The sequence below is a fragment of the Mycobacterium sp. URHB0021 genome (genome assembly GCF_054057895.1).
Genome location: NZ_JBSRZT010000002.1, coordinates 957,426 through 974,186, shown reverse-complemented (window position 1 = coordinate 974,186; position 16,761 = coordinate 957,426). Strand labels below are relative to the sequence as shown.

The window sequence follows — 16,761 nt, the reverse complement described above, 5'->3', positions numbered from 1 at the left end:
AAAGCTGGGGAGCTCAAGAGACATGTCTAGCAACACCGACGACGACAACATCGAAATCATCGGCAGCGATGAAGGACCGCTCGACCAGGATGCCGACGGCAAGTCGTTGACCGACCTTGTCGAGCAGCCGGCGAAGGTCATGCGCATCGGCACCATGATCAAGCAGCTGCTGGAGGAGGTCAGGGCAGCACCGCTCGACGATGCCAGCCGCACGCGACTGCGTGAGATCCACCGGACCAGCATTCGTGAGCTCGAGGGCGGATTGGCGCCGGAACTACGCGAGGAGCTCGAGCGGTTGACGCTGCCATTCACCGAGGACGGTGTGCCGTCCGACGCCGAACTGCGGATCGCCCAGGCCCAGCTGGTCGGGTGGCTGGAAGGGTTGTTCCACGGCATCCAGACGGCGCTGTTCGCGCAGCAGATGGCCGCGCGTCAGCAGCTGGAGCAGATGCGCGGCGCGCTTCCCCCCGGCGTGGGTCCGCAGGGACAGCGCGGCGGACCGTCGGTTCCCGGCACCGGGCAGTACCTGTAAACCTGCATCCACATGACAGGCCCCTTTCACCCGCACATCGAGACCCAGAACGCGTGGGTGGAGTTCCCTATCTTCGATGCCAAGACGCGCTCGCTGAAGAAGGCGTTCCTCGGCAAGGCCGGCGGCGCGATCGGACGCAACGAATCCAACGTCGTGGTCATCGAGGCACTGCGGGACGTGACGATGTCACTGGAGCTCGGCGACCGGGTCGGGCTGGTCGGACACAACGGCGCGGGGAAGTCGACGCTGTTGCGGCTGCTGTCCGGGATCTATGAGCCCACCCGCGGGGTGGCCAGGGTGAACGGGCGGGTGGCCCCCGTCTTCGACCTCGGTGTCGGCATGGACCCGGAGATCTCCGGCTTCGAGAACATCATCATCCGCGGCCTGTTCCTCGGGCAGACGCGAAAACAGATGCTGGCCAAGGTGGATGAGATCGCCGAGTTCACCGAGCTCGGCGACTACCTGTCGATGCCGCTGCGCACCTACTCCACCGGTATGCGGGTGCGCCTGGCGATGGGCGTGGTGACGAGCATCGACCCCGAGATCCTGCTGCTGGACGAGGGCATCGGCGCGGTGGACGCCGACTTCCTCAAGAAGGCGCAGGCGCGGCTGCAGAGCCTCGTCGAACGGTCCGGGATCCTTGTCTTCGCCAGCCACTCCAACGAGTTCCTCGCCCGACTGTGCAAGACGGCGATGTGGATCGACCACGGGACCATCAAGATGACGGGCGGCATCGAGGACGTGGTCCGCGCCTACGAGGGCGAGGACGCGGCCCGGCATGTGCGCGAGGTCCTCGAGGAGCACCGAGGCGACTGGTCGCCGACAGAGGACTCAAGAGGCGACTGGTCGGAGCAGCCCGGCTCGGCGCAGACCGCGAGCGCCGATGACTGACGCGGTGTGCGCCGTCGTCGTCACGCACCGGCGCCCCGACGAGCTGGCCAAGTCGCTGAACGCACTGAGCACCCAGACCCGCGCCCCGGATCACTTGGTCGTCATCGACAACGACAACGACTCGCACGTCGCCAAACTCGTTGCCACTCAACCGATCCCGACCACGTACCTCGGCTCGCGTCGAAACCTCGGCGGCGCAGGCGGTTTCGCTCTGGGCATGCTGCACGCACTGGCGCAGGGCGCAGACTGGGTGTGGCTGGCCGACGATGACGGGCGGCCCGAGGGCCCCAACGTGCTGAGCAGGCTCCTCGCCTGCGCCGAGACACACGGGCTGGCCGAGGTGTCACCGATGGTCTGCGATATGACCGACCCGGACCGGTTGGCGTTCCCGCTGCGGCGCGGGCTCGCCTGGCGGCGACGGGTGAGTGAACTGCACAGCGGCGGTGTCGGTGACCTGCTGCCCGGCATCGCGTCGTTGTTCAACGGCGCGCTGTTCCGCGCGTCGACGCTGGAAGCTGTTGGCGTGCCGGATATCCGATTGTTCGTGCGCGGCGATGAGGTCGAGCTGCACCGGCGCCTGGTGCGGTCCGGCCTGCCGTTCGGCACCTGCCTGACCGCCAAGTATCTGCACCCGCAGGGTGGCGACGAGTTCAAGCCGATCCTCGGCGGCCGGATGCACACGCAGTATCCGGACGATGAGACGAAGCGCTACTTCACCTATCGCAACCGTGGCTATCTGATGTCACAGCCCGGTCTGCGGAAACTGCTGCCGCAGGAGTGGTTGCGGTTCGGCTGGTTCTTTCTGGTGTCCCGGCGTGACCCCGCCGGTCTGCGTGAGTGGATCCGGTTGCGGCGCTTGGGCAGACGCGAAATGTTCGGCCGGGCCGAGAGAAGCGACAGGATAGAGGACCTTGGCGAGCGAAGCGACGGGATAGAGGGCAGATGACGTTCACCGATGCCGCCGCGCAGTCCAGGACGATGGGCCGCGCCTGGGGCGACTTACGCGAGGGCTTCGGCAAGCGTGAGCTGTGGCTGCACCTGGGCTGGCAGGACATCAAGCAGCGCTATCGCCGTTCCGTGCTCGGCCCCTTCTGGATCACGATCGCCACCGGCGCCACCGCCGTCGCGATGGGGCTGCTGTACTCGAAGCTCTTCAAGCTTGAACTGGCCGAACATCTTCCGTACGTCACCATGGGGTTGATCGTCTGGAACCTGATCAATGCCTCCATCCTCGAGGGCGCCGACGTGTTCGTGGCGAACGAGGGCTTGATCAAGCAGCTGCCGACGCCGCTGTCGGTGCACGTCTACCGGTTGGTGTGGCGGCAGATCATCCTGTTCGGTCACAACATGATCATCTTTGTGGTGATCGCGATCATCTACCCGAAGCCGTGGAAGTGGACCGACCTCGCGGTGATACCCGCACTGGGCCTGATCGTGCTGAATTGCATATGGGTGTCACTGTGTTTCGGCATTCTGGCCACGCGGTACCGCGATATCAGCCCGCTGCTGTTCAGCATCGTGCAATTGCTGTTCTTCATGACACCCATCATCTGGAACGAGTCGACGCTGCAGCAGCAGGGTGCGGGCGCGTATGCCCGGATCGTCGAACTCAACCCGCTGCTGCACTATCTCGACATCGTGCGGGCCCCGCTGCTGGGCGCGGATCAGGAGGTGCACCACTGGGTGGTGGTCCTGGCGCTCACGGTGATCGGCTGGATACTGGCCGCATTCGCGATGCGTCAGTACCGGGCGCGCGTGCCGTACTGGGTCTAGTCAGGCGGGCTCGGGTCCGAACACGACGCGTCGGCCCGTCACCGACGGCGGCGTGATGCGCACGAAGTGCGGCTTGGCGGTAGCGATCACGGGTATAGATGCGGGGCTTCGGCGCGCCGGATGTCCGCCGAAGTGCCGAGCACGCGCGCGGTGCCCCGCACCACCGCGCTCCAGGCCTCGACCACGTTATGGTCATCGACCTCCAAACAGAACCTGGTTGTTCACGACGGCGCCCAACAATTTGTTGCCCTCTGCTGTGCGGAAGAGGACGCTCCGGTTCTACAGGACGAAATTGACCGGAAAGATCTCGGTGTACCCACCTGGGGTGGTGATCAGCCTGCCTAGCGAGACGCCGGACATGAGCCGCCAGCAATCGTCGTCCTTCAGATTGACGACGGGTTCAATCGATGTCGATGACATGCTTCGGGGATCGTCTCAGCGGTCGTTGCTCCGGAAGGGCAGATCGGACTCGGTGCCGGTGACAAAAGACGCCTTGGGTTTAGCGTTATCCCCAGTGGTGTTTCTATGCACAGGCTGGTGGTTGGTCGGGTGTTTTCGTCGTGGTGTGCGCCTAGATTCGATCGTGTGTTCGATGAGTTGGTGGCGGCGGCCAGTGTGCCGGGTGGCGGTGTGGTGGGGGCGTGGGCGCGGGTGGAGAACGCGGCGTGCGCCCGCAAGCTGGCGGCGATGGCCGATGGGCTCGCGCGGCGGTGGGGCGCCGAGGGCAGCGCCGAGCGCGAGCAGTGGTGTCTGGACAATTGGGATGCGGTGTGCGCCGAGATCGGCGCGGCGTTCAATGTGTCGTTGGGGGTGGCCTCGCATCAGCTGACGCTGGCCTGGGTGCTGCGGGAGCGGTTGCCGCGGGTGGGTGAGGTGTTCACCGCCGGACTGATTTCTGCTCGGCTGGTCCACACCATCGTCTACCGCACCGCCCTGATCACCGACCCGGATGCGCGGGCCAAGGTCGACATCGAGATCGCCGCTCAGGCCGTGGGGTGGGGGCCGTGGTCGGTGGCCAGGACCGAGCGGGCCCTCGATGAACTGGTGGACCGTCACGACCGGCAGGCGCTGCGGCGGTGGGAACGCCGGGCCCGGGGCCGGCACTTCGACGTGCTCGACGGTGCGGGGGGTGCCGGCACGGCCGGGGTGGAGGGGGTGTTGTTCGCCCCGGACGCCGCGGTGCTGGATCAGCGTCTGGCGGTGATGGCCGCCGCGGTGTGCGCCGCGGATCCGCGCACCGGCCAGCAGCGCCGCGCCGACGCGCTGGGCGCGTTGGGCCGCGGCCAGGACCACCTCGCCTGCCTGTGCGGGGCGACGGCGTGCCCGGCCGGCGGCGGGGGCGGCCCATCGGCGGCGGCGGTGGTGGTGCATGTGATCGCCGAGGCCGACAGCCTGACCGACGACACCCCGGCCCTACTCGACGGGGCCCCGCCGGCGCCGGAGGCCGCGGTCCCGCTGCGGGAGCAGACCCCGGCCGAGGCGCTGACCGAGCCGGCCCCGCCGGCCCCGAGCGCAACCGCGCATACCAGCCCGGCGGTGATCGTGGGCGGTGGGCTGCTGCCCCCGCCGCTGCTGGCGGCCAAGGTGGCCGGCGCGGCCACCCTCCGGCGGCTGGTCCATCCCGGCGCCGCGGGGCCCGAACCGCGCTACACCCCGTCGCGGGCGTTGGCCGATTTCGTGCGCTGCCGGGATCTGACGTGCCGGTTCCCGGGCTGTGAGGAACCCGCCTACATCTGCGACCTCGACCACACCATCGCCTACCCGGCCGGCCCGACCTGCGCCTCGAACCTGAAATGTTTATGCCGAAAACACCACCTGCTCAAAACGTTCTGGGACTGGTCGGACCGCCAGCTACCCGACGGCACCGTGCAATGGACAGCCCCCAGCGGTCAGGCCTACACCACCCACCCCGGCAGCCGGCTCTGTTCCCAACCCTGTGCACACCCACCGCACCCATCGCGCGGGTCGATATGCCCCCAGATCCACCAAGCCGCGGACTGGCCATGCCCCGACGCACCCGCACCCGTGCACAGAACCGCGCCCACCGCATCCAAGCCCAACGCCGACTCAACAACGAGCACGCCGCCGAACACAACAAGCCCCCACCCTTCTAACTCGTAGGCACTTCACAGGCTGCTCGGCCGTTATGCCGATATGAGCATCCCGCCATACGAACCCCCGTCGACGTCCGTAGGACCCAATCCTGGCAATGCGCTGCTGTGTCCGAAGTGCGCCGGTGTCATGAAGACCTACGAACGGAACGGCATCCACTTGGAGCAGTGCGACACCTGCCGGGGCATCTTCCTGGACTTCGGCGAACTCGAGTCGCTCACCCAGATGGAAAACCGGTTCGTCCAAGCAGCGCCGCCGCCCCCACCGCCCGTACAACACGGCTACGACTACGGTCCGGGCTGGGGCCACCGAGGCAACAAGCACTACCGCAAGCAAGGCTTCGGCCGGCTGTTCTTCTCCAGCTAGCGCATCCGGGCGCAGCACGCGACGAGTGCGGCCTGCGTTTCGTCCTCGTCCCGATGGGCGACGCCGGCCGCTGCCGCATGAACGACCGCAGCGCGGGCGAATGGTTCGAGCACCGGCCACGGGTCCGTGTCCGGCAGGGCGGGTCCGCCCGCGTCGCGGTAAGCGTCGATGAATACGGCCCAGGCGTCGTCGGGCAGCAGGCCGGCGGCCCAGAATCCGGCCGGGCGCGCAAGATCCCACACCGGATCCCCGGCGCCCAGATCGTCGACATCGAGCAGCGTCCACGGCGCGAAATTCGACCGACGCCCCAACTGGCCCGGATGCCAGTCGCCATGCACGAGAGTCGAGGGGCGGACCGGCGATCCCGCCCGCCACACCTCGGCGGGGAGTTCAGCGGCGGCGCGACGAATGGTCAGCGCATCCGCGTCACGGACGTAAGACGCGGTCCGCCTCAGCCGTTGCGGCCAGCCGTGCGGCGGCATCCGTCTCGCGATGGGCTCGCGGTGAAGGCCCGCCAATAGCCGGCCCGCCTCAGCCCAAGGCACGTATTCCGGCTGTGGCACAATCACTTTCACGCGCGGCCATCGGGTGCGCCGACGCGTGCCGACTTGTTCGGGCACCGTGTCGATCGGTGACAGCAGGGCGTCCGACTCCCCCGCGGCGCGGAGCCGGACCGCCAGTGCTCTCGGGTCGGTGCCCGGCCGGTGCAGCTTGTAGACCACGTCGCCCTCGACGACGATCTCGGCACCGGACCGGGTATGCATCCCTCGACCGTATTAGCGCTCCGGCAACGGCAGCCGCGGGGTGACGCCGATGCGGTCCACACGTTGATGGTCAGCGCCATCGCGATCACCCCGGGCGAGTTCGGTCGGGATCAGCTCAGCGATGCGCGCGGTTCGAGGCGAATGGTCACGTTGATGCGATTCCACGCATTGATGGTGACAGCCATCGCGATGACCTGACCCAATTCACGATCGGTGAAAACCGCCGCCGCCCGCGCGTACACGTCATCGGGGACGTGCCCGTCGCCGAGTTCGGTGATGGCTTCGGTCAGCGCCAGCGCCGCCCGCTCCGGCTCGCTGAAGAGCTGGCCCGCCTCTTCCCACGCGGCGAGCAGGTCGAGCTTCTGCTCGCTGACCCCGTGCTTGCGGGCGTCGCGCAGATGCATGTCGAGGCAGAAGGCGCAGTGGTTGATCTGCGACGCGCGAATCTTGATCAGCTCGCCCAACTCTGGATCGACGTCCAGTTTCGAGGCGTTGCTCAGGGCCATCATCGCGTCGAACAGCTCGGGCGAGGTCTTGTAGATCTTGATCCGCTCGGCGGCGGCCTGGGTTTCCAGTGTTTGCGTCATGCCATCAACGCTAGTGCCGAAAGTCCCATCACCGTGGTTCAATCGAACCATGGATTCATGGGCCAATCTCGGTAGCCGCGACCTTCATCTCGATCTGCGGGAAACGATCACCCCTGGCGCGCGTGGCGCGCGGGAATTGCTGCTCAGCGCCCTGCGCGAGGCGGTGCGGTCCGGCCGGCTGGCGGCCGGGACCATGTTGCCACCGTCCCGCACCCTGGCCGCCGACCTGGGATTGGCCCGCAACACCGTCGCCGAGGCCTACGCCGAACTCGTCGCCGAGGGTTGGCTCGCGTCGCGGCAGGGCGCGGGCACCTGGGTGGTCAACTCCGGCGGCGCCGAACGGCCCGCCCGACCCCGCCGCGTACACGCCGCGCCCGTGCACAACCTGATGCCCGGTACGCCGGATGTCTCGGAGTTCCCCCGCCACGAGTGGGCGGCGTCAACCCGCCGCGCACTGACCGCCGCGCCGACCGAGGCGCTGCGCATGGGCGACCCCCGCGGCAGGCCGGAACTCCGTGAGGCTCTCGCCGAATATCTGGCCAGGGTGCGCGGTGTCCGCACGACACCCGAGTCGATCGTCGTATGCGCCGGGGTACGCCACGGCGTCGAACTCCTGACCCGGGTGGTGCGGGCACCGATTGCCGTAGAAGCGTACGGCCTCTTCATCTTTCGCGACGCGATCACAGCGCTGGGCGAGACGACGGTGCCCATCGGCGTCGACGAGCGGGGCGCGGTGATCGGCGATCTCGACGAGCTCAACGTGCCCGCCGTCCTGCTGACACCCGCTCATCACAGCCCGATGGGCATGTCGCTGCACCCGTCGCGGCGCACCGCCGTCGTCGACTGGGCGCGGCGCACCCGGGGTTACGTACTCGACGACGATTACGACGGCGAGTTCCGCTATGACCGTCAGCCGATCGGTGCCCTGCAGCCCCTGTGCCCCGACCGCATCGTCTACCTCGGATCCACCAGCAAGGGCCTGTCCCAGGCGCTGCGGCTGGGCTGGATGGTGGTGCCCGATGGCCTGATCGACTCGGTGCTCGCGGCGGCGGGCGGACAACAGTTCTACGTCGACGTCGTCGCCCAGCTCACGATGGCCGACTTCATCACCAGCGGCCAGTACGACCGCCACATCCGCCGGATGCGCACCCGCTACCGCCGTCGCCGCGACACCCTCGTCGACGCCCTGACCGGTTTCAGCGTCGGCATCAGCGGGCTGTCCGCGGGGGTGAACACGCTGCTGAACCTGCCCGACGGCGCCGAAGCCGAGGTGCTGCGCCGGGCGGGCGAGGCCGGCATCGCCCTGCACGGCCTCTCGAGGATGCGCCATCCTTCGGCCGGCGACGACATCCCGAACCCGGACGGCATCGTCGTCGGCTTCGCCGCGCCCGCCGACCACGAGTTCGGCGGAGCGATCGAAGCGCTTTGCGGCGTGTTGAGGGCCAGCGGGTTGTAGCGTCGCGCCATGGTTGCCCAACGCCGCCGCATGAGCCTCTACGAGCGCGGCCTCGAGTCCTTCGCACGGACCCCCGCCGGCAACTGGTATGTCCGCGAGATCGCGCCGAAGCTCGACCCCGCCCTGCTCCGGCTCACCGGCGGCCGGGTCAGCACCGTGTACCCGGCACCCGCCATGCTGCTGACCACGATTGGCGCCAAGACAGGGCTGCCCCGAACCCATCCTCTGCTGTATGCCGTCGACGGACACGGACTGTTGCTCATCGCGTCGAACTACGGCAATCCGGGCAACCCGGCCTGGTACCGCAATCTCACGGCCAACCCGAGGGTCGACGTGCTCGCAGGCGAATACACCGGCCGGTACACGGCCACCGAGATCACCGACCCCGCGGCGCGTGAGCGGGCCTGGGCACTGGCCCTGGACACGTACGCGGGCTACGCCGACTACGAGGTCCGGGCAAGCAACCGGACGATCCCGCTGATCCGGTTGGATCGCATCCGCGACTGAAGTGCGGGTGGGCATGGCGCCATCCTCGAGGTCCGCACCGGTCCGCATGACGTCGCTCGCCGCATCCGGGCCGTAAGCTGCCCGGGTGGCCGAGCCCCCCATGTCGCCGAGCCTGAGCCTGAAGACCCAGGCGTGGCGCTTCATCATCACCGGCGGCCTGTCGGCGATAGTCGACTACGGGCTCTACGTATTGCTGCACACACTCGGCCTCGATTTCGACCCGGCCAAGGCGATCAGCTTCGTCGCGGGCACGATCACCGCCTACCTGATCAATCGGCGCTGGACCTTCCAGGCCGAGCCCAGCACCGCCCGGTTCATCGCGGTCATGGTCCTGTACGCACTGACGTTCAGCGTTCAGGTCGGGCTCAACCATCTATGCCTGCAGATATTCGCGAATCAACCATGGCGCATGCCAGTCGCGTTCGTCATCGCGCAGGGCACCGCGACCGTGATCAACTTCATCGTCCAGCGGGCGGTCATCTTCCGGCTCCGCTGACCGAAACGCGTCAGGCGGTACCCTCGTCACGATGTTCGAGACCAGTACTCAGCGGCTGACCGGCTGGGGCCGCACCGCCCCGACCGTGGCGCAGGTGCTGTCGACGCCGGATCAGGAGTTGATCGTCGCTGCCGTCACACAGGCCGCAGACGGTGGCCGTGGCGTCATCGCCAGGGGCCTCGGCCGCTCGTACGGCGACAACGCGCAGAACGGCGGCGGCCTGGTCGTCGACATGACCCCGCTGAGCCGAATCCATTCGATCGACGGCGACACCCGCCTGGTGGACCTGGACGCCGGCGTCAGCCTGGACGCCCTGATGAGGGCGGCACTGCCCTTCGGGTTGTGGGTGCCTGTGCTGCCCGGTACCCGGCAGGTCACCGTCGGCGGCGCCATCGCGTGTGACATCCATGGCAAGAACCACCACAGCGCCGGCAGCTTCGGCAACCACGTCCGATCGATGGACCTCCTCGCGGCCGACGGCGAGATCCGGAAGCTGACCCCGGACGGCCCGGACGCCGAATTGTTCTGGGCAACGATCGGCGGTAACGGGCTGACCGGGATCATCCTGCGCGTGACGGTCGAGATGACACCCACCGAGACGGCCTACTTCATCGCCGACGGTGACGTCACCGCGGACCTCGACGAAACCATCGCGATTCACAGCGACGGCAGCGAGGACAACTACACCTATTCCAGCGCGTGGTTCGACGCGATCAGCGCACCCCCGAAGCTGGGCCGCGCCGCGATCAGCCGCGGCTCACTGGCCCGGCTCCACCAGCTGCCGCCCAAGCTCCAGCGCAACCCGCTGAAATTCGATGCGCCGCAACTGCTCACCGTGCCCGACATCGTGCCCAACGGGCTGGCCAACAAGTACACCTTCGGCCCGATCGGCGAACTGTGGTACCGCAAGTCGGGCACCTACCGCGGCAAGGTGCAGAACCTGACGCAGTTCTACCACCCGCTGGACATGTTCGGCGAGTGGAACCGAGCCTACGGCCCCGCGGGATTCCTGCAGTATCAATTCGTCGTCCCGACGGCCGCGGTGGACGAGTTCAAGAGCATCATCGTCGACATCCAGCGTTCCGGCCACTATTCGTTCCTCAACGTGTTCAAGCTGTTCGGGCCGGGAAACCAAGCGCCATTGAGTTTTCCGATTCCCGGCTGGAACGTCTGCGTCGACTTCCCGATCAAACCCGGACTCAACGAGTTCGTCAACGAACTCGACCGCCGGGTGCTGGAGTTCGGCGGCCGCCTCTACACCGCCAAGGACTCGCGCACCACCGCCGATACCTTCCACGCCATGTACCCGCGCATCGACGAGTGGATCGCCGTGCGCCGCAAGGTCGATCCCGATGGTGTGTTCGCCTCCGACATGGCCCGACGCTTGGAGCTGCTCTAGATGGTGCTAGACGCCGTAGGCAATCCTCAGACCATTCTGCTGCTCGGGGGCACGTCCGAGATCGGGCTGGCCATCTGCGAGCGATATCTGCGCAACGCGCCGGCGCGCATCGTGCTGGCCGAACTTGCCGGGCACCCGGGCCGCGACAACGCCGTCGCGCAGATGAAGGCGGCGGGCGCCAAGTCCGTCGAGCTGATCGACTTCGACGGGGTCGACACCGCAAGCCATCCCAAGGTGATCGACGCGGCCTTCGCCGCGGGTGATGTCGATGTCGCGATCGTCGCGTTCGGTCTGCTCGGCGACGCCGAGGAACTCTGGCAGAACCAGCGCAAAGCCGTGCAGATCGCCGAGATCAACTACACCGCAGCGGTTTCGGTCGGGGTGCTGCTCGGCGAGAAGATGCGCGCACAGGGCTTCGGCCAGATCATCGCGATGAGCTCCGCGGCCGGTGAGCGGGTTCGGCGGTCCAACTTCGTCTACGGCTCCACCAAGGCCGGACTCGACGGTTTCTACCTCGGCCTCTCAGAGGCGCTGCGTGAGTACGGGGTTCGCGTGCTGGTCATCAGGCCGGGCCAGGTGCGCACCAGGACGACGATCGAGCACTGGAAGGCCACGGGCACCAAGGAAGCGCCGTTCACCGTCGACAAGGAGTATGTCGCCGAGCTGGCGGTCACGGCATCGGCCAAGGGCAAGGAACTGGTATGGGCGCCGGGGGCGTTCAGGTACGTGATGATGGTGTTGCGGCACATACCCCGCCCCATCTTCCGCAAGCTTCCCATCTGATGCGCGGCGCGCTGGCCGTGATCGGCCAGATGACGGTGGCGGCCGCCATCGCCGTGGCGCTCACGGTGGTGTCCCTGGTCGCGATATCCCGGGTGGAGTGGCCGGCCTACAACTCATCGAACCAGTTGCACGCGCTGACCACGGTCGGCCAGACCGTCTGCCTCATCGGGCTGTTGGCGTGCGGCTGGATATGGCGGCGCGGTCGCCGCGCGGTCGCACGCTATGGGGCACTGCTGTTCCTGTCCGCCTTCTCGGTGGTCACGCTGGCCATGCCGCTCGGCGCCACCAAGCTCTATCTCTACGGCGTCTCGGTCGACCAGCAGTTCCGCACCGAGTATTTGACCCGGCTCGCCGACAGCGCATCGCTGCACGATATGACGTACTACGGCCTGCCCCCGTTCTACCCGCCGGGCTGGTTCTGGATCGGCGGCAGGCTGGCCGACCTCACCGGCATCCCCGCGTGGGAGATGTTCAAACCGTGGGCCATCATCTCGATCACCATCGCGGTGGTGCTGGCATTCGTGTTGTGGGCCAGGATGGTTCGCTTCGAATACGCCCTGATCGTGTCGACCGCGACCGCCGCGGCCACCCTCGCGTATTCACCCGCCGAGCCGTACTCGGCGATCATCGCGGTGCTGCTGCCGCCGGTGTTCGTGCTGGCGTGGTCGGGATTGCGCGGCGGCACACGGTCGGGTGGATGGGCGGCGGTGATCGGCACCGGCGTCTTCCTCGGCGGCACCGGGCTGTTCTACACGCTGCTGCTCGCCTACGCCGCATTCACGCTGGCGATCATGGCGGCGGTGCTCGCGGTGGCCCGCAGGCGCATCGAGCCACTGCTGCGGCTTGCGGTCATCGCCGTCATCGCCGGTGCCCTCCTACTGATCGGGTGGGGCCCGTACCTGGTGGCGGCGATGAAGGGCTCGCCCGCCGGATCCGGCACAGCACAGCACTACCTGCCGTCCGACGGCGCCGAATTGTCCTTCCCTATGCTGCATTTCACGCTCCTCGGTGCGCTGTGCATGCTCGGCACCCTCTGGCTGGTCATCCGCGCCCGCAGTTCCACGCGGGCGGGTGCGCTGATCATCGCGGTGCTCGCGGTCTACGCCTGGTCCCTGCTGTCGATGCTGACCACGCTGGTCGGCACGACGCTGCTGTCGTTCCGGCTGCAGCCGACGCTCAGTGTGCTGCTGACGGCGGCCGGCGCGTTCGGCTTCATCGAGGCGGCGGGCATGGTGACCGCCCGGGTCAGGCCCGAGAACTCACGCCGGGTGGTCGCGGCCGCCACCACACTCGGTGCGATCGGCGCGCTGACATTCAGCCAGGACATCCCCGACGTGCTGCGCAGCGATATCACCGTCGCCTACACCGACACCGACGGCGACGGCCTGCGGGCCGACCGGCGACCGCCCGGCGCCGAGCAGTACTACCGCGAGATCGACGCCAAGATCCAGGAGTTGACGGGCCGGCCGCGCAACGACACCGTGGTGCTCACCGCCGACTACAGCTTCCTGTCGTATTACCCCTACTACGGCTTCCAGGGACTGACGTCGCACTACGCCAACCCGTTGGCCCAGTTCGACAAGCGGGCCGCCGCGATCCAGGACTGGGCCACCCTGACCGATGCCGACGCGTTCATCGGCGCGCTCGACAGGCTTCCGTGGCGGCCGCCGACCGTGTTCCTGATGCGCCGCGGCGCCGACGACACCTACACCCTGCGGCTGGCCTCCGACGTGTATCCCAACCAGCCCAACGTTCGCCGTTATCACGTGGCGCTGGACGAGGCGTTGTTCGACGACCCGCGCTTCGACGTCTCGAAGGTCGGTCCGTTCGTGCTGGCGATCAGGAAGCCCTGATGGCAGCATCTACCCCCGTGATCGCCGCGGGCAGTAACCACCGAACCGCGCGACTCATCGCAATAGTGGCCGGGCTGCTCGGGGCCGCGCTGGCGATCGCCACCCCGCTGTTACCGGTCACCCAGACGACAGCCGCGCTGAACTGGCCGCAGAACGATGTGCTGCAGAGCGTCAACGCGCCGCTGATCGGCTATGTGGCCACCGATCTCACCATCGCCGTGCCGTGCAGCGCGGCGGCCGGGCTGACCGGGCCGGGCAGGACCGTGCTGCTGTCGACGGTGCCCAAACAGGCCCCGAAGGCGGTGGACCGCGGGCTGCTGATGGAGCGGGTCAACAACGACCTGCTGGTCATCGTCCGCAACACACCCGTGGTCAGCGCGCCGCTGAGCCAGGTGCTCAGCCCCGCCTGCCAGCGGCTGACTTTCACCGCCCACGCCGACAGGGTGACCGGCGAATTCGTCGGCCTCGTCGAGGGACCAGACAGCGATAACCCCGGCGACCCGCTGCGCGGCGAACGCAGCGGCTACGACTTCCGCCCTCAGATCGTCGGCGTCTTCACCGATCTCACCGGCCCCGCGCCGCCGGGCCTGCGATTCTCCGCGACCCTCGACACCCGCTACAGCAGTTCGCCGACGCTGCTGAAGACACTGGCGATGATCGTCGGTCTCGCGATGACGGTCGTCGCCCTCGGCGCCCTGCACGTGCTGGACACCGCCGACGGCCGGGGCGTCAAGCGCTTCCTGCCGGCCCGGTGGTGGTCGGTCGGCCCGCTGGACGGGCTGGTGGCCGCGGTGCTGGTGTGGTGGCACTTCGTGGGCGCCAACACATCCGACGACGGCTACATCCTGACCATGGCCCGAGTCTCCGAGCACGCCGGCTACATGGCCAACTATTACCGGTGGTTCGGCACGCCGGAGGCGCCGTTCGGCTGGTACTACGACCTGCTGGCGCTGTGGGCGCACATCAGCACCAACAGCGCCTGGGTGCGGTTGCCCACGCTGGTGATGGCACTGACCTGCTGGTGGTTGATCAGCCGAGAAGTCATTCCGCGACTGGGCCATTCGGTGAAGGTCAGCCGGGCCGCGGCGTGGACGGCGGCCGGTATGTTCCTCGCGTTCTGGCTGCCGCTGAACAACGGCCTGCGGCCCGAACCGATCATCGCGCTCGGCATCCTGCTCACCTGGTGCTCGGTGGAGCGGGGCGTGGCCACCAGCAGATTGCTGCCGGTCGCGATCGCCATCATCATCGGCGCGCTCACGCTCTTCTCCGGTCCCACGGGCATCGCGGCCGTCGGTGCGTTGCTGGTGGCGGTCGGGCCGCTGAAAACCATTGTTGCGGCGCATACTTCACGCTTCGGCCGGCTGGCGCTGCTGGCGCCGATCCTGGCCGCCTGCACCGTCACCATCTTCCTGATCTTCCGCGATCAGACGTTGATCGGCGAACTACAGGCCAGCACCTTCAAATCCGACGTGGGTCCCAGCCTGAGCTGGTTCGACGAACACATCCGCTACGAGCGGCTGTTCACCACCAGCCCCGACGGTTCGGTGGCGCGCCGGTTCGCGGTGCTCACCCTGCTGCTTGCGCTGGCGGTGTCCGTCGCAATGGCGTTGCGCAAGGGCCGGATTCCCGGCACCTCGCTCGGCCCGAGCCGCCGCATCGTCGGGATCACGATCATCTCGTTCCTGGCGATGATGTTCACCCCCACCAAGTGGACCCACCACTTCGGGGTGTTCGCCGGGTTGGCGGGCTCGCTGGGCGCGCTGGCCGCGGTGGCCGTCACGTCGGCGGCGATGAAGTCCCCCCGCAACCGGGCGATGTTCGCCGCCGCGGTGCTGTTCGTGATGGCGTTGTCGTTCGCGAGTGTCAACGGCTGGTGGTATGTCTCGAACTTCGGCGTGCCGTGGTCGAATCAATTCCCGGAGTGGCACTTCGGCTTCACCACCTACGGACTGGGGCTGACGGTGCTGGCGCTGCTGGTGGCGGCGTGGTTCCACTTCTCCGGCCGCGACAAACCGCCCGACGGCCCGCCACGCCGCCGGCAGCGGATCGTGCAGTCCCCGTTGGCGATCGCCGCGTGGCTGCTGGTGATGTTCGAGGTGCTGTCGCTGACCCTGGCGATGACCGAGCAGTACCCGGCGTGGAGCGTGGGCCGGTCCAACCTCGAGGCGCTGACCGGCAAGACCTGCGGGATGGCCGAGGACGTCCTGGTCGAGCGCGACGTCAACGCAGGCCTGCTGTCGCCCATCGGCGTTCCGGTGGGCGAAGCCCTCGGAGCAGCGACCGCGGAAGGTTTCGGCCCCAACGGAATTCCGTCCGACATCTCGGCCGACCCGGTCATGGAGCAACCCGGGGCGGCGAACTTCGCCGACACCGACACCAGGACGGTCAACGAGAGCGAGGCAGGCACCGAGGGCGGCACCACCGCGGTGGCGGGCGTCAACGGCTCACGGGCGCGGCTGCCCTACGGCCTCGACCCGGCGCGCACACCCGTGATGGGCAGCTGGAAGTCGGGCACGCAGCAGCCCGCCGTGCTCCGGTCTGCGTGGTACCAGCTGCCGCCGCGCGACCAGGCAGGCCCACTGCTGGTGGTGTCGGCCGCCGGCCGCTTCGACCCGGGCGAGGTGCTCGTGCAGTGGGCCACCGGCGAGCAGGCGACCAACAGCGAGCCCGCCGGTAATGCCGGGTTCGCCGATGTCGGCGCCTCGCCGGCCTGGCGCAACCTGCGGGTACCGCTGTCCACGATCCCGCGCGACGCCACCCGGATCCGGCTGGTCGCCACCGACGACGACCTGAACCCGCAGCACTGGATCGCCATCACGGCGCCACGGATCCCGCGGCTGCGCACCCTGCAGGAGGTCGTCGGATCCCAGGACCCGGTGCTGCTGGACTGGCTGGTCGGCATGGCCTTTCCGTGCCAGCGTCCGTTCGGCCACCAGAACGGCGTCGTCGAGGTGCCGAAGTGGCGGATCATGCCCGACAGGTTCGGCGCCGAGGCCAACTCGCCGGTGATGGACAACCTCGGCGGCGGCCCGCTCGGCATCACCGAACTGCTGCTGCGGGCGTCCATCGTCCCCACCTATCTGAAGGACGACTGGTTTCGGGACTGGGGAGCGTTGCAGCAGCTCACGCCGTACTACCCCAATGCGCAGCCGGCGCGGCTGGATCTCGGTTCCGCAACTCGTAGCGGACTCTGGAGCCCGGCACCGCTTCGTCATTAGGTCCGTCGCATAACATCGGGCCTC

The 16,761-nt window shown here is 68.1% G+C and carries 14 protein-coding genes and 2 pseudogenes; 13 read left to right on the top strand and 3 right to left on the bottom strand.

All coding sequences use genetic code 11. The annotated features are described in order from the left end of the window. Window positions 1-22: 22 nt before the first annotated feature. Genes ACVWWN_RS06855 through wzm form a run of 4 tightly spaced genes read left to right on the top strand, consistent with a single transcriptional unit; the run spans window position 23 to window position 3,196 of the window. Window positions 23-532: a bacterial proteasome activator family protein gene (locus tag ACVWWN_RS06855; protein ID WP_457143221.1), complete on the top strand. Its 510-nt coding sequence runs from the start codon at window positions 23-25 to the stop codon at window positions 530-532. A gap of 12 nt (window positions 533-544) precedes the next feature. Further along, window positions 545-1,423 carry a galactan export ABC transporter ATP-binding subunit Wzt/RfbE gene (gene wzt / locus ACVWWN_RS06850; RefSeq protein WP_457143220.1) on the top strand — a complete coding sequence of 293 codons (879 nt, stop codon included), beginning with the start codon at window positions 545-547 and terminating at the stop codon, window positions 1,421-1,423. Then, entirely contained in the window at window positions 1,416-2,369 is a 954-nt protein-coding gene (gene glfT1, locus ACVWWN_RS06845) for a galactofuranosyltransferase GlfT1 (protein ID WP_457143219.1), read from the top strand. Before wzt ends, glfT1 begins: the two co-directional genes overlap by 8 nt. Continuing rightward, entirely contained in the window at window positions 2,366-3,196 is an 831-nt protein-coding gene (gene wzm, locus ACVWWN_RS06840; RefSeq protein WP_457143218.1) for a galactan export ABC transporter permease subunit Wzm/RfbD, read from the top strand. Before glfT1 ends, wzm begins: the two co-directional genes overlap by 4 nt. Here wzm and ACVWWN_RS06835 read toward each other — a convergent pair. After that, window positions 3,197-3,616: pseudogene (locus ACVWWN_RS06835) on the bottom strand (pyridoxamine 5'-phosphate oxidase family protein). Window positions 3,617-3,781: 165 nt separating this feature from the next. Here ACVWWN_RS06835 and ACVWWN_RS06830 point away from each other — a divergent pair. Both ACVWWN_RS06830 and ACVWWN_RS06825 read left to right on the top strand, forming a co-directional pair. Then, a pseudogene (locus ACVWWN_RS06830) lies at window positions 3,782-5,310 on the top strand (DUF222 domain-containing protein). A 40-nt stretch (window positions 5,311-5,350) separates the two neighbouring features. Next, a complete protein-coding gene (locus ACVWWN_RS06825; protein ID WP_457143217.1) occupies window positions 5,351-5,674 on the top strand; it encodes a TFIIB-type zinc ribbon-containing protein in 324 nt (107 codons plus the stop codon). Here ACVWWN_RS06825 and ACVWWN_RS06820 read toward each other — a convergent pair. Both ACVWWN_RS06820 and ACVWWN_RS06815 read right to left on the bottom strand, forming a co-directional pair. Next, on the bottom strand, window positions 5,671-6,438 hold the full coding sequence (locus ACVWWN_RS06820) for a phosphotransferase family protein (RefSeq protein ID WP_457143216.1): 768 nt from the start codon (window positions 6,436-6,438) through the stop codon (window positions 5,671-5,673). The genes ACVWWN_RS06825 and ACVWWN_RS06820 overlap by 4 nt on opposite strands. 110 nt (window positions 6,439-6,548) lie before the next feature. Continuing rightward, window positions 6,549-7,025, bottom strand: a complete 477-nt coding sequence (locus ACVWWN_RS06815; RefSeq protein WP_457143215.1) for a carboxymuconolactone decarboxylase family protein — start codon at window positions 7,023-7,025, stop codon at window positions 6,549-6,551. A 49-nt stretch (window positions 7,026-7,074) separates the two neighbouring features. Between ACVWWN_RS06815 and pdxR the strand changes: the two genes are divergently transcribed. The 7 genes from pdxR to ACVWWN_RS06780 all read left to right on the top strand — a co-directional run bounded on the left by pdxR (window position 7,075) and on the right by ACVWWN_RS06780 (window position 16,737). Then, the gene (gene pdxR / locus ACVWWN_RS06810; protein ID WP_457143214.1) at window positions 7,075-8,481 is read left to right on the top strand and encodes a MocR-like pyridoxine biosynthesis transcription factor PdxR; all 1,407 of its coding nucleotides are present in this window, start codon (window positions 7,075-7,077) and stop codon (window positions 8,479-8,481) included. A gap of 9 nt (window positions 8,482-8,490) precedes the next feature. Continuing rightward, window positions 8,491-8,988 (top strand): nitroreductase/quinone reductase family protein, encoded by a 498-nt coding sequence (locus tag ACVWWN_RS06805; protein ID WP_457143213.1) that lies wholly within the window; start codon window positions 8,491-8,493, stop codon window positions 8,986-8,988. Between the two features lie 100 nt (window positions 8,989-9,088). Beyond that, window positions 9,089-9,484 (top strand): GtrA family protein, encoded by a 396-nt coding sequence (locus ACVWWN_RS06800; protein ID WP_457149029.1) that lies wholly within the window; start codon window positions 9,089-9,091, stop codon window positions 9,482-9,484. A gap of 31 nt (window positions 9,485-9,515) precedes the next feature. Then, a complete protein-coding gene (locus ACVWWN_RS06795; protein ID WP_457143212.1) occupies window positions 9,516-10,883 on the top strand; it encodes an FAD-binding protein in 1,368 nt (455 codons plus the stop codon). Beyond that, the gene (locus ACVWWN_RS06790; RefSeq protein WP_457143211.1) at window positions 10,884-11,666 is read left to right on the top strand and encodes a decaprenylphospho-beta-D-erythro-pentofuranosid-2-ulose 2-reductase; all 783 of its coding nucleotides are present in this window, start codon (window positions 10,884-10,886) and stop codon (window positions 11,664-11,666) included. After that, window positions 11,666-13,519 carry a galactan 5-O-arabinofuranosyltransferase gene (locus ACVWWN_RS06785; RefSeq protein WP_457143210.1) on the top strand — a complete coding sequence of 618 codons (1,854 nt, stop codon included), beginning with the start codon at window positions 11,666-11,668 and terminating at the stop codon, window positions 13,517-13,519. Before ACVWWN_RS06790 ends, ACVWWN_RS06785 begins: the two co-directional genes overlap by 1 nt. After that, the gene (locus ACVWWN_RS06780) at window positions 13,519-16,737 is read left to right on the top strand and encodes an arabinosyltransferase domain-containing protein (RefSeq protein WP_457143209.1); all 3,219 of its coding nucleotides are present in this window, start codon (window positions 13,519-13,521) and stop codon (window positions 16,735-16,737) included. The genes ACVWWN_RS06785 and ACVWWN_RS06780 overlap by 1 nt, the downstream gene beginning before the upstream one ends. Window positions 16,738-16,761: the final 24 nt, after the last annotated feature.